This window comes from Streptomyces eurocidicus (assembly GCF_002891295.1).
Lineage (GTDB): Bacteria > Actinomycetota > Actinomycetes > Streptomycetales > Streptomycetaceae > Streptomyces > Streptomyces eurocidicus.
This window is the reverse complement of the sequence record NZ_LGUI01000001.1, coordinates 1,022,113-1,035,145: the sequence shown is the minus strand read 5'-3', so window position 1 is coordinate 1,035,145 and position 13,033 is coordinate 1,022,113. Positions and strand designations below refer to the sequence as shown.

At 70.1% G+C, this 13,033-nt stretch carries 12 protein-coding genes; 9 read left to right on the top strand and 3 right to left on the bottom strand.

The annotated features are described in order from the left end of the window. The first annotated feature begins 12 nt into the window (after positions 1–12). The 7 genes from AF335_RS04695 (at position 13) to AF335_RS04665 (ending at position 8,581) form a co-directional block, all read left to right on the top strand. On the top strand, positions 13–2,352 hold the full coding sequence (locus AF335_RS04695) for a xanthine dehydrogenase family protein molybdopterin-binding subunit (protein ID WP_102917057.1): 2,340 nt from the start codon (positions 13–15) through the stop codon (positions 2,350–2,352). A gap of 99 nt (positions 2,353–2,451) precedes the next feature. Continuing rightward, positions 2,452–2,973, top strand: a complete 522-nt coding sequence (locus AF335_RS04690; RefSeq protein WP_102916911.1) for a hypothetical protein — start codon at positions 2,452–2,454, stop codon at positions 2,971–2,973. A 24-nt stretch (positions 2,974–2,997) separates the two neighbouring features. Beyond that, positions 2,998–4,653 carry a WXG100 family type VII secretion target gene (locus AF335_RS04685; RefSeq protein ID WP_102916910.1) on the top strand — a complete coding sequence of 552 codons (1,656 nt, stop codon included), beginning with the start codon at positions 2,998–3,000 and terminating at the stop codon, positions 4,651–4,653. An 11-nt stretch (positions 4,654–4,664) separates the two neighbouring features. Beyond that, positions 4,665–5,858 (top strand): type VII secretion-associated serine protease mycosin, encoded by a 1,194-nt coding sequence (mycP, locus tag AF335_RS04680; RefSeq protein WP_102916909.1) that lies wholly within the window; start codon positions 4,665–4,667, stop codon positions 5,856–5,858. 62 nt (positions 5,859–5,920) lie between these two features. Further along, positions 5,921–7,153 carry a type VII secretion-associated serine protease mycosin gene (gene mycP, locus AF335_RS04675; RefSeq protein ID WP_102916908.1) on the top strand — a complete coding sequence of 411 codons (1,233 nt, stop codon included), beginning with the start codon at positions 5,921–5,923 and terminating at the stop codon, positions 7,151–7,153. Positions 7,154–7,197: 44 nt separating this feature from the next. Then, positions 7,198–7,629, top strand: coding sequence for a hypothetical protein (locus AF335_RS04670; RefSeq protein WP_102916907.1), 432 nt, complete (start codon positions 7,198–7,200; stop codon positions 7,627–7,629). A gap of 688 nt (positions 7,630–8,317) precedes the next feature. Beyond that, on the top strand, positions 8,318–8,581 hold the full coding sequence (locus tag AF335_RS04665; protein ID WP_102916906.1) for a hypothetical protein: 264 nt from the start codon (positions 8,318–8,320) through the stop codon (positions 8,579–8,581). 410 nt (positions 8,582–8,991) lie between these two features. Here the strand turns inward: AF335_RS04665 and AF335_RS04660 are convergent, their stop codons facing one another. The 3 genes from AF335_RS04660 to AF335_RS04650 form a co-directional block, all read right to left on the bottom strand. Then, positions 8,992–9,930 (bottom strand): SUMF1/EgtB/PvdO family nonheme iron enzyme, encoded by a 939-nt coding sequence (locus tag AF335_RS04660; RefSeq protein ID WP_228773521.1) that lies wholly within the window; start codon positions 9,928–9,930, stop codon positions 8,992–8,994. A 52-nt stretch (positions 9,931–9,982) separates the two neighbouring features. Continuing rightward, positions 9,983–10,768, bottom strand: coding sequence for an aminotransferase class IV family protein (locus tag AF335_RS04655; protein WP_102917055.1), 786 nt, complete (start codon positions 10,766–10,768; stop codon positions 9,983–9,985). Positions 10,769–10,920: 152 nt separating this feature from the next. Then, on the bottom strand, positions 10,921–11,304 hold the full coding sequence (locus AF335_RS04650) for a GntR family transcriptional regulator (protein WP_102916905.1): 384 nt from the start codon (positions 11,302–11,304) through the stop codon (positions 10,921–10,923). Positions 11,305–11,881: 577 nt separating this feature from the next. Here AF335_RS04650 and AF335_RS34390 point away from each other — a divergent pair. Beyond that, complete coding sequence (locus AF335_RS34390) at positions 11,882–12,049, top strand: hypothetical protein (protein WP_170127576.1); 168 nt, start codon at positions 11,882–11,884, stop codon at positions 12,047–12,049. 168 nt (positions 12,050–12,217) lie between these two features. Further along, on the top strand, positions 12,218–12,994 hold the full coding sequence (locus AF335_RS04645) for a DUF4097 family beta strand repeat-containing protein (RefSeq protein ID WP_102916904.1): 777 nt from the start codon (positions 12,218–12,220) through the stop codon (positions 12,992–12,994). The last annotated feature ends 39 nt before the right edge of the window (positions 12,995–13,033 follow it).

Below are 13,033 nucleotides of genomic sequence, written 5' to 3'. Positions count from 1 at the left end.
GGCATGGGCGGCATGACGGGAACGGCGGGCGCGGCGGGCACGGCCGACGGCGCCGTCACCACGGCCCCCGTCACCTCGGCCCTCGCCGGCCACGCCGAGCCGCCGCCGCACGGGCTCGGCGTCTCCCTCCCCGCCGCCGACGCGGCCGCCAAGACCCAGGGCATCTACCCCTACGCGGCGGACCTGTGGGCCGAGGGCCTGCTGTGGGCGGCGGTGCTGCGCTCGCCGCACCCCCACGCGCGCATTCTGTCGATCGACACCACCGAGGCCGCCCGGATGCCGGGCGTCCGGGCCGTCGTCACCCACGCCGACGTCCCCGGCGACACCGCGCACGGGCGCCGGATCGCCGACCGGCCCGTGTTCGCCTCCGAGATCGTGCGCCACCACGGCGAGCCGATCGCCGCCGTCGCCGCCGACCACCCCGACACGGCCCGGCTCGCCGCCGCGGCCATCGCCGTCGAGTACGAGGTGCTGGAGCCGGTCACCGACCCGGAGCAGGCGTTCGCAGCCGAACCGCTGCACCCCGACGGCAATCTGATCCGCCACATCCCGCTGCGCTTCGGCGACCCCGAGGCGACCGGCGAGGTCGTGGTGGAGGGCCTCTACCGCATCGGCCGCCAGGACCCCGCGCCCATCGGCGCCGAGGCGGGCCTCGCGGTGCCGCGCCCGGACGGCGGTGTGGAGATCTACACCGCCTCGACCGACCCGCACGCCGACCGCGACCTGGCCGCCGCGTGCTTCGGCCTGGCCCCGGAGCGGGTGAAGGTCGTCGTCACGGGTGTCCCGGGCGCGATGGGCGACCGCGAGGACCCGGGCATGCAGCTGCCGCTCGGCCTGCTGGCCCTGCGCACCGGCCACCCGGTCAAGCTCGCCGCGACCCGCGAGGAGTCCTTCCTCAGCCACCCGCACCGCCACCCCACGCTGCTCCGCTACCGCCACCACGCGGACGCCGAGGGCAAGCTGGTGAAGGTCGAGGCGCAGATCCTGCTGGACGCGGGCGCCTACGCCGACTCGTCGGCCGAGGCCCTGGCCGCCGCCGTCTCCTTCGCCTGCGGCCCGTACGTGGTCCCGCACGCGTTCGTCGAGGGCTGGGCGGTCCGTACGAACAACCCGCCCTCCGGCCATGTCCGCGGCGAGGGCGCCATGCAGGTGTGCGCCGCCTACGAGGGTCAGATGGACAAGCTCGCCGCCCGGCTCGGGATGGACCCCGCCGAGCTGCGGCTGCGCAACGTCATGGCGACGGGCGACCTGCTGCCCACCGGCCAGACGGTGACCTGCCCGGCCCCGGTGGCCGAACTCCTCCGCGCCGTACGGGACGAGCCGCTGCCCGCGCTGCCGCAGGACGACCCGGACCAGGACTGGCTGCTGCCCGGCGGCCCGGACGGCGCCGGCGAGCCGGGCGCGGTGCGGCGCGGCGTCGGCTACGGCCTCGGCATGATCCACATGCTGGGCGCGGAGGGCGCGGACGAGGTGTCCACGGCCACGGTCAAGGTCACGGGCTCGGTCGCCACGGTCATCTGCGCGGCCGTCGAGACGGGCCAGGGCTTCACCACCCTCGCCCGGCAGATCGTCCAGGACGTCCTCGGCCTCGAAGAGGTCCACGTCGCCCCGGTCGACACCGACCAGCCCCCGTCCGGCCCCGGCGCGCGCAGCCGGCACACCTGGGTCTCCGGCGGCGCGGTGGAGCGGGCGGCCCGCATGGTGCGCACCCAGCTGCTCCAGCCCCTGGCGGCCCAGTTCGGCATGTCCACGGAACTGCTGACCATCGCGGACGGCAAGATCACCTCGTACGACGGGGTGCTGAGCACGACGGTGGGCGAGGCCCTGGACGGCAAGGAACTCTGGGCCACGGCCCAGTGCCGCCCGCACCCGACCGAGCCCCTGGACGAGACCGGCCAGGGCGACGCCTTCGTCGGCCTCGCGTTCTGCGCCGTCCGCGCGGTCGTCGACGTCGACGTGGAGCTGGGCTCGGTGCGCGTGGTGGAGATGGCCGTCGCCCAGGACGTGGGCCGGGTCCTCAACCCGGCGCAGGCGCGGGCCCGCATCGAGGCGGGCATCACCCAAGGCGTCGGCGCGGCCCTCACCGAGAACCTCCGCACCTCCGCCGGCCAGGTCCGCCGCCCGGACCTCACCGGCTACGCCCTGCCGACGGCGCTGGACACCCCCGACATCCGCATCGTCAGGCTGGTCGAGGAACGCGACGTGGTGGCCCCCTTCGGCGCGAAGGCCATCAGCGCGGTCCCGGTCGTCACGTCCCCGGCGGCGGTGGCCTCGGCCGTACGCGCGGCAACGGGCCGCCCGGTCAACCGCCTCCCGATCCGCCCGCAGGCCGCCGTGGTGACGGCCGGCTGAGTAGCCGTGCTTATGTGCGTGTCACTGCCCGGCATTAGTGTGTAGCGTGAAGTCACCTGCGACGGCGGGTGAATGGGGGAAAGCAGTGAAGAGGCGTACGTGACCGACCAAGCAACTCCCGCGGGGGGCCCGGGGGGAAAGAAGTCCGCCCTCGAGCTGGAGCTGGATTCGCTCAAGAAGTTCCAAGGGCGGGTCAATGACCTCCTGACGACCCTCGACGAGTCCGACGGGGCGCCGACGAAGGTCGCCGAGACCAAGCTGACCCAAGCGCATCTGGGCCAGGGGTTCCAGGCGGCCAAGTCGATCTACGACGTCTACCACGACGTCCAGAGCGATCTGGCGACGCTCGCGAAGCTCATCAACGACCAGGTCGCCGCAATGGGATCGGCGGTACTGGACGCCCATGGCGGTTACGCCGACACGGACGCCGCGGAGCGCGATCGGCTGTGGGCCATCCACAAGCGGATGCAGCACGAGTACGACGCGCGGCTGGATCCCGAGCGCCCGCCGCCGCACACATCGCGGACGGGTCCGCGCACCGACCTGGGCGGTGCCGGCGGAGCGCAAGGAAACAACGGTTCGCAGGCGGACGGCGGTTCGCGCGGGAAAACCCGCTCCTAGGCGAGGGAAGGACGCACAGTACTCATGGCCGACCAGACCCCGGACAAGAGCGCCGCGGATCCTCGTCGTATGTTCAACTTCGCCTTCATCACTCAGGACTTCTACGTGATCCCGCACGAGAAGCTCCATACGATGATCGAGCACGCCGACGTCAGCAAGGTCAACGCGGTCTCCAGCAAGCTTCATGGGGCCGCCAAGGCCATCAAGCAGCTCGGCGAAGACCTGCAGGGTCATATGGACGAGGTCAAGTGGTCGGGCCAGGCCGGTGAATCCTTCCGCATCTGGGGCCAGAAGCTGGCCCTGGAGACGAAGCGCCTCGGCGAGTACGCGAGTACGGCCGGCACGTGGATGGCCCACGCGGCCACGGACCTGAACCACGCCACCAACATGCCCAAGCCCTCGGCGGCCGACAAGGCTCTCGTCGACTCCTGGGTCAAGGAGCACCCCTATGTCTTCGGCGGGGTACCCAACCCCATGATCAAACTCGTGGACAAGGTGCTCAACCAGGGCGGGACGAACCAGAAGGACGCCTACGACGCGCAGAAGAGGATCGCGGACGACCACCACGACGCCGCGTCGCGCATGAAGAAGCTGGCGGAGTCGTATCAGTCGTCGAGTCTTCAGATGTACGCGGCGAAACGACCGAACTTCCCGCCCATGCCGGATGCCCTCATGCCGGAGGAAGGCGCGCGGCGAGGTGGGCTGGAAGACGTCGACGTATCGGGTGGCAGCGGTGGGCCGTCCTCCGGAGGCGGGGCAGGAGCCGGCCCGTCGGGCTACGGCCCGGGAGCCTCGTCCGGCGGTGGCCCCGGGATCTCCGGGCCGTCCGGATCCCATGACCGTCCGCACAGCCGACCGGATCTGGATCTCTCCGGTGTGGTTGACACGCCTCCTCGGCCACGGACCCCGAGGCCGGACCTGCCCCCGGTCACCCCTCCGGACGCGAGCAGGCCGCACGTACCCGGGCCGCCCGCGCCCCTGCCCAACTGGCCTGGTCCCAACCGCCGTCACGATCCGGTCCCGCGGCCGGGAGACAGGCTCCCCGACCAGGGGCGGCGCCCGGCGCCGAGGATCCCGGGTCCCGGCCTCCCGGGCCCCGGCTCCGTTCAGCGCCCGGACACCCGCCTGCCCGGCCCCAATACCGGCCCCGTGCCCCGGCCGGGCTCCCGGCTGTCGAACCCGCCGTCCGACGGGATCGTCGGCGGGCAGCCCGCGCCCCGTGGCGGCACGCCCGGGCCCACGCAGAACCCCGGCCGGAGCAACGTCTTCGGCGCGGAACCGGCACAGCGGCAGGGACAGTCCCGGGCACCCATGGGGCCCGTCGGCGCGGGCGGGGGATTCCCCGGCGTGTCCGGCCCCTCGGGCGGGCGTCCGGGCACCGGCGCGGGCCGGCACATGGCCACCGACCCCGGCGGGGTCGTCGGAGGCCGCCCGGGCCAGCGCCCCGGTGGTGGGGGTACGCCCTTCACCCCGGGCGGCACGGGCCTGGTCCGTGGCGCGGGCGAAGGCACCGGCACCGCGGCCAGGAACGGGATGCCGGCCGGAATGATGCCGGGCGCGGGTCTGGGCGGCGCCTCACCGGAGCGGCGGGGCGGCGGCGGTCGTCGCCCCGACTATCTGGTCGAGGACGAGGAGACCTGGGCGCAGAGCAAGCCCGTCGTGCCCCCGGTCATCGAGTAGAGGACATCCACATGCGCAGTGCCCGTGCCGCGCGGGGGGCGTGGGCGGGGACGACGACCGTCGTTCTCGCCGCGCTCCTCGCGATCTCGGCTCCGTCGGCCCACGCCGGGACGGTCCGCTCCCGACAGTGGCAACTGGACGCGATGCACGCCGAGGAGATGTGGGAGACCAGCACCGGGGCCGGGGTCACGGTGGCCGTGATCGACTCCGGGGTGGACGCGGACCTGCCCGACCTGCGGGGCCAGGTACTCGACGGCAAGAACTTCACGGACGAGCCGGGTGACGCCCGCACGGACGCCGACGGTCACGGCACGGGCATGGCGGCCTTGATCGCGGGGACGGGTAAGGCGGGAAGTGACACCGGCGCCTTCGGCCTCGCTCCAGGAGCGAAGATCCTCCCTCTCCGTGTGGGAGGCAAGAACTTCCAGCAAGGCGCCCGGATCACGGCCGAGGCGATTCGCTACGCGGCAGACTCGGACGCAAAGATCATCAACATTTCCCGAGGCAGCCCGGGGCGTAACGAGGAAGAGGAGAAGGCCGTCGCCTACGCCCTGGGCAAGGGCAAGATGGTCTTCGCGTCCGTCGGTAACTCCGGTGACAAGAGCAACATGGTGGAGTATCCGGCGGCCTATCCCGGCGTCATCGGCGTGGCCGCATACGACGAGGAGGGCAGCTCCGCGAAGTGGTCGCAGTACGGCCCGCAGGTCGATCTCGCCGCGCCGGGCGTGGGCGTCGTTGCCGCCTGCACAGGGCGTACCGGCGTGTGCCGAAGCAACGGCACCAGCGACGCCTCCGCCCTCGCCTCGGCCTCCGCCGCGCTCATCTGGTCCGTCCACCCGACCTGGACCGCCAACCAGGTCGCCCGCGTTCTCGTCAACACGGCCGGTGGCACCACGAGCAGCGCCAAACGCGACGACTACGTCGGCTACGGCGCCGTGCGTCCGCGCATCGCCCTCAAGGACCCCGGCGACCCGGGCCCGGCCGATGTGAACCCCCTGCCGGGCCCGAAGCCTTCCCCGGCATCGGACTCGGATTCCGTTGCCGGGAGGACGCCCAAGCCGTCGGGCACGGAGGCCACGGACTCGGGTGGCGATTCCGGTAATCCCTCCAAGCGGATCGCCATCGGCGCCGGAGCGGTGGCAGCGGTCGGTGTCGCCGTAGCCGCTCCGATCCTGATCGCCCGGCGCCGCAGGCCCTTGCCGTAGGGGGAGACCTGGGCGCAGAGCAAGCCCGTCGTGCCTCCGGTCATCGAGTAGAGGACTTCCATATGCGCAGTGCCCGTGCCGTACGCGGGACATGGGCGGGAACGACCGTCGCCGTTCTCGCCTCGCTGGTCGTGGCCTCGGCCACGCCCGCGCACGCCGACACCATCCGCTCCCGGCAGTGGCACCTGGACGCCATGCACGCGGAGGAGATGTGGGAGAAGAGCACCGGCGCCGGGGTCACGGTGGCGGTCATCGACTCCGGTGTGGACGAGAGCCTGCCCGATCTGCGGGGGCAAGTGCTCGACGGCAGGAATTTCTCGGAGTACCCGGGCAGTGCGCAGACCGACACCGACGGCCACGGCAGCAGCATGGCCGCCCTCATCGCCGGAACGGGAAAGCGGGGTAGTGACACCGGGTCCTACGGCCTCGCCCCTGGGGTGAAGATCCTCCCTCTTCGCGTGGGAGGGAAGAATTTCGACGACGGTGCGACACGGACGGCCGCCGCCCTCCGCTTCGCGGCGGATTCCGACGCGAAGGTCATCAACATCTCGCTCGGCAGCCCGGGGTACAGCGAACTCGAGGAGCGGGCCGTCGCCTACGCCCTGAGCAAGGGAAAAATGGTCTTCGCGTCGGCAGGCAACTCGGGTGACAAGCGGAACGCGGTCGAATACCCCGCCGCGTACCCGGGAGTCATCGGTGTGGCTGGTCTCGACCAAGACGGTGCGGCCGCCAAATGGTCCCAGTACGGGCCTCAGGTCGACCTCTCGGCACCAGGAGCGGACATGGTCTCGGCCTGCCCCGGTGGCACCGGGGTCTGCCGGGGCAACGGCACCAGCGGCGCCTCCGCTCTCGCCGCCGCCTCCGCCGCGCTCATCTGGTCCGTCCACCCGGACTGGACCGCCAACCAGGTCACGCGGGTCCTCATCAACACGGCCGGCGGCACGTCCAGCGAGGGGAAGCGCGACGACTACGTCGGCTACGGCGCCGTGCGTCCGCGCATCGCCCTCAAGGACCCCGGCGACCCCGGCCCCGCCGACGTGAACCCGCTGCCCGGCCCGGCCGCTTCGTCTTCCCCGGAGTCGTCCGGTACCGACGACTCCAAGGCCGCAGCGAGTGACCTGCCCAAGAAACAGTCCGCCTCCGGGAAAAGCGACGGCACCCCCGCCACCTGGCTCGCCCTCGGCGCCGGAGGCGCCCTCCTGTTGGTCGTCGCTGTCGCCGTCGCCGTGCCCGTCGTGCTCGCGCGCCGCCGCGCGGCCCGCGCTCCCGTAGCAGATCCCCCATGGGGCTCATAGGCTGGTCTCGGGGGTCGAAAACGGCTCGATCCGAGGAGCCTCCCATGAGGAAGTACAGAAACCGCGCCTGGCGCGCGACGGGAGCCGTCACCGCACTCGTCACGGCCGCCGCCATCGCCTCCGTCGCCCCGGTCCAGGCCCAGCCCGCCGCCCCGGTCCAGGCCCGGACCACCGCCGAGCTGTCCGCCTGGATCACCGACGGCTGGGGTGGCGGAACCGTCACCAGTCAGCCCGCCGGGATCAACTGCCACACGACGGCGTTCGACCCCTACGGTCCCGGGGACCCGCTGGTGAACCCGCAGGGCACCTGTACCGCGAGCTTCACGATCGGCACGACGGTCACCTTCACCGCCACACCCGACGCGGGGTCCTACGTCAACTTCTACCCCGCGCCGAATCCCGTGACCGTACACAGCGGTTACAACTACACGTGGGCGATGTTCTGCCCGGACGACGGCCTCTGTTCGGCGGGCTAGCGGCCTGCTGTCCGGGACGGGCGACGTACCCACCGGGGCGCCGGGCATCCGCGTCGCAGGCTGTGGCTCATGCGGGGCGGGCAGGTGACGGCCGTCGTGAGCGCGTGCGTACGTGTGGGGTGAGCTTCGTGGTGCCCAGGGCGTTGCCCGGGCCGGACCGAGAGCCTTGAGAGCCGGGTGCCCCGGGAGCCGCCCGAATCCCGCGCAGGTGGACTTGTGCGAAGGGGTTGTCCCTGAGGGCTGCCACGAATGCCCTTGTCGGATGTTTCTACGCGCATCCACCTGGGGCTCTCAACCCAAGTGTTTGACTAGCCGTCAAATCTCGTTCGATTCACGGTTATTAGTACAGTTGTTGGGCCTGCATTCGATGTCGTGACTAACGCCACAAACGCGCTTTTGAATTGGGACTTCCGTGGGGCTTAGGCCACTATCCATTCCACGACAAGTCCCCGTCACAGGTGGTGGGGCCGTCCGGTCGTAAGCCGAGTCCTGCCGGCGTCCGGACGACACCGTCGTGTCCATGGAGCGGCAGGAGTGGAGGGCCCAGGCGCGACGGGTCGCCGGAACGGCCAGGTCCTGGCCGGGTCGAGCGGCCCTTGGGGTGAAGCCGCAGCAGCGGCCGGACAACTTCGCAGGTCCGAACCCGACAGGTCACCCTTCATAGGCGGCTGACGAAGGCAGAGCGAGCATGGCGGATACACAGAACGGCCCGGAGGCCCCGGGGTTCGGTCCGGGCAGCGGCAACGGTGGCAACGAGGACAAGAAGATCCGGAAGTTCGAAGCCGTGATCATCATCCTGATGGGGATCATCGGTGGAGGCTTCGCGGGCGTCGTCCGACGGACGATGGATCACGCTTCGTACTACGGAGCTCTCAGCACCGGGGCTGTGGCGGCGATCGCGCTGCCCGGCTTGATTTTCGCGATCCTGCGATATATCCGGGGGCAGTCCTGACTTGGCGGCAGATATGTAGCCGCACTTAGTCGCCCACCATCCTCCGGGCCGACTGGGTAACCCGCACGGCGATCCCGTGTACGCGATATCGGCGGACGCACAAGAGGCTCTGTCTACAAGCCAGAGCCTCTTTTCGCGGGTTCTTCCTGATCAAGGTGCCGGAGGCCGTGACCGGAATCGAACCGGCGTAACTCGCTTTGCAGGTTTGTCCGTGCTGGTCAGGGCGCGATTCGTGCGCGTTCAGGGGCGTTCAATCCCGTACGGACGCCGTGTCCGGTCGGTCAGAGTGAACGGCTCCGGACGGCTGCGTACGGCGATGAATGAGACGGAAACTGAGACGCGCGTTGCCTCGCCCTCTGGGGCATGGCGCCATGCCCCAGAGGGCGCCGGGACGGCGCCGACGCTCCTTGTCAGGGCTGGCCGGGCTCCATCTGCTCCGGTGTCGCCGCGCAGCGGAACCCGGTGTCATCGTCCTGCATCGTGTCGTCGGCATCGTTGGAGACGGCTGGCATTCCCTTGAACAGAGGGCTCGTGAAGGCACTGCCACGAAGTTCGTAACGACCGGGCTTGGTCGCTGTTGCGAGCCACTCCCACACGTTGCCCACCATGTCGTAGACCCCGTACGGCGAGACGCCGCTGTGGTATCGAGAGACGGACGTCGTACGCTCCACGCCGGTCTCCCTCACATTGCACTTGGCAGCGGTCTTCTGGTTCCCCCAAGGGAAAGTACGCCCGGAGACGCCGCGCGCCGCTTTCTCCCATTGCTCGGCTGTCGGCAAGGACTTTCCCGCCCATGTCGCGTACGCGTGCGCATCTTGCCAAGTCACCTCCACGACGGGGTGGTCGTACAGGTCGCGGGGACACCGGCCGTTCTCCCAGTGCTTGGGCACCGGGTGTCGGGTGGCCGCGCAAAACCGCGCGTAGTCGGCGTTGGTCGTCGGAAACGTGTCGATGTGGAAATCGTCCACCCACACGGGGTCATCGTTCGCGCCCGAAAGGAATATCCCTTCCGGGACGTGCGCCATAAGCTTTCCGTCGCCGGGATGCTTCACATAGTCGCCGCTGCTCACCTGATCGTGATCAGGCTCGATGATGGTGTGAGCAGGCGCGTCATCCATCGCTAAGATGCCGACGAATCGACCTTGGGCGTCTTTGTCGGACTTGGCAAGCAGGGTGTCTAAGGCGGCTTGGTTCACCATGCGGAGGGCGGCTCGTTCGCCGTCGGCCTCCCACCGGGAGACGATGCGGTCGGACACCCCGAGTTTCTCGGCAAACTCCATAAGGCTCATGCGCACGGCTTCGCGCAGGGCCTTGACCTCACGTCCGGTCCATTTCGTAACGAGTGGCATGGGCCTACCTCTGTCGTGAGTCGCCGCCCCGGTGAAGGGCGGCGGCACGCGTCTACAGACGCTCGCCAGGGATGCCGGCGTAGGCGTCACGCAGCGCGGCGAGGACGGGGTGATCCTGGGGGAACTGCACCTCATCGATCTTGCTGACGGACCGCACGCCGATTGTCACGTTCGTTGCGAATGCGGCCGCCATATTCGGGATGTCGGCGAGCTGCACCGGGGTAGTGATCTGCTTTGGAGTATTGAGGCTCTGGAGCAGCAACATTGTCGTCCCGGGTAGTACGGGTGCGTCAGGCCAAATGACTGTCCCGTCTCGATCGACGAACCCGAGGTTCCACGTGCCCCCCTCGGAGACTCGGCCGTCCGGTTCGATAAATGCCGCGTCGTCGAACCCGGCGAGCTGGGCCTCACGGCGGATCCGGAGCTGGGGGTAAAGACCGATGTGCTTTACCTGAGCGTTGTCGCGGGTGAAGGTGAAGGTCTTGGCCGTGAGGGGCGGCGGCGGCATGGCGCTCCCGGGCCGCAGGTTGACCAGGATGTGGGGATCCTTGGCGCCGCTAGGGCGCCCCATGTCGATCGCGGGGTCGAAGACGGTAACGCGGAGTCCGGCGACCCCAATGAGGCCGTCGGCTGCCTTCCGGATGTAGTTCAGCGTCCGCTCTCGGTCCAACTCGACACCGAAGACGGCGCGGCAGTCGCGCGCCAACCGGTCCAGATGGAGCGACAGGCCCCGGACAGTGCCGTCCTCCAGCCGCATTGATGTGAAGTGCCCGTAGTTCGTGAGGGCGAGGCTCTCAAGGTCCTTGAGGGTGACGGGATTTCCGTTGAGTTCGGCCATGCGGTCAGTCTTGCAGCCGGTCAGGTCGCGCCAACACTCCATCACGCGCCAAAGTTCGGATTAGTTCGGTGCGGCGGCGGCGGGAGTGCGTACTCATGGCGCGCCGGCCGGGTCACGCTAGCTGCATGACGACAAGCGCACCGCGAGAGGCACTAGGTGTCGGTCTTCCCCTCGGTGGGGCCGGCAGCCGCCTCAAGCTGTTGGACGCGATCGGCGAGGCCGGCCAGTACGGTCGAGATGCGCGCGACCTCGGCCTGCAGGTCGGTCAGACGCTGGGCCGCCTCGCGGGGCGTCGGCTCGCCAGGAGCGGTGTCGCGAACGTAGGTGCCGCTCCCCGAGACGCCTTCCACCAGCCCCTCTTCCCGGAGCTGCGTGTATGCGTTCTGCACGGTCATCAGGGAGACGCCAAGCTTCTTGGCGTAGGCCCGACCGCCGGGGAGGCGGTCCCCAGGGCCGAACGTCCCTGCGGCGATCTCGTCTCTGATCCTGGCGGCGATTTCGCGGGCGTTGGGCTTCCTCGTCTGCTGTGAGTCCACCCCGGAAGCGTACTTGACCTAGGTCGCTCGAAATTAGGGCGCACGGGCACTTGACGACTCGCAAGCGACCTAGGTAGCTTTCTCGTCAACGGCAAGCGACCTAGGTCGCTTCGCTTCGCACCGTTCGACCTGTTCCACCGCACAGCCGTTGCTTGAGAACTGAACAGTGTGTCGAGTCGACGGGGTGAGAGTCCCCGTCCCCGCAGCGGCCCGGGTGATGGCCGCCGGCAGCCACTTTGTGGCAGGCGAACGTGTCCTGCCCGCGTATCAGCTCTGGGGAACAGCCCTGGGGATCATCCCTTCATTGCTGGAGGGCAACCCCTTGGCTGCCACCTGATATGCGCTGTCCTGCTGGCGTCAGAGCAGTGACGATGACGCGCCCGATTCCCTGGCTCGGGACTGGTCCGCCGTGGCAACGGCAGCCCAGCGAAGCCAGTGCTTGCCACCGCAGCGCCGCTAGCGCTGCGCCGGTTGCCTCCCCCGCCCGTCCGGCGCCTTTGGCGCTGTACGGGCGGGGTCGAGGGGAGCCGGAGCTATTCGCCGGGTTCCGCACCTTCCACCTACGTCTGGAGTTCGCATGTTCGGCAAGAAGTCGCAGCGTGAGACCGAGGACCTGACCACGCCCGAGGCGGTTGACCGGGGCCAGAGGGTCTACGACCGCATCGTGGCCGGCAAGTGCAAGGACGTCGTTGCGGAGCTGGACGCCGTTCACGGCCGGGGCCGCGAGAGCAAGCGCGCGAGCTGACCCGCAAGGCGTTATCGCCTCGATGGTCGTAGGCCGGGTTCGACTCCCGGCCGGGGCGCTCGCCCACCGCGTCGCGGTGGGGCTCTTAGCGCAGGGGCGGCGGGGTACTCCCAGATGGGACAGGATGTCTCGCCGCTCTGCGCGTCCCTTCATGGATCAGGAGATCCGATGACTGAGCGCGCGTTCATCTCGAAGTCCTCCGGTCCGGTCGTCCTGGGGCTGGATCTGCCGGTGGGCAGCATCCACGTCCAGGTCCTGGCCGGCGTCGCGACCGCCCATGTGGTCGTGCGGACGGACGACCCCTCCGGCCCGGCCGCCGACGCGGTGGACCGGGCCCGCATGAACCAGATCGGCCAGGCCTTGTCGGTGGAGATCCCCGAGATCCCCGGCAACGTGATGACGCAGAGCATTCACGGCGGCCGGGTCATCCAGAGCGTGGGCACCGTGACCGGGTCCGTCACGGGCATGACGATCGTCAACGGCCGGATCATCCATGGTGGCGGGACCGGCACGCTGGAGACCGTCAGCCCGATCGAAGTCCGGGTGGTGCTCCCGGCCGGCTCTTCCCTCGCTGTGGTCACCACCTCCGCCCACACCACCGTTGCCGGCACGCTGGAGCGAGCGGAGTTCCGTTCCGTCTCCGCCGACCTGGATCTCGACGGCGCCCGCAGCCTGAGCGCGGTGACCACGTCCGGCGACATCCTCATCGGGCACCTGGCCGAGGGCATGTCCGCCCGGTCGGTCTCCGGTGACATCCGCGTCGAGTCCTACAGCGGCTCCGGCGCCACGGCGAAGACCACCTCCGGCGACGTGGTGGCCCGCGCCACTGGCCGGGCCTCCGGCCCCTTCCGCGCCACCTCCGTCTCCGGCGACATCCGGCTGAGCGGGAGCGATGGCCTGCGGGTCAGCGCCCACAGCCTCAGCGGTCGTGTCCGCACCCGCTGACCCCTCCCAGCCCCGTCTTCCTCTGTCTCTCTGACCTGC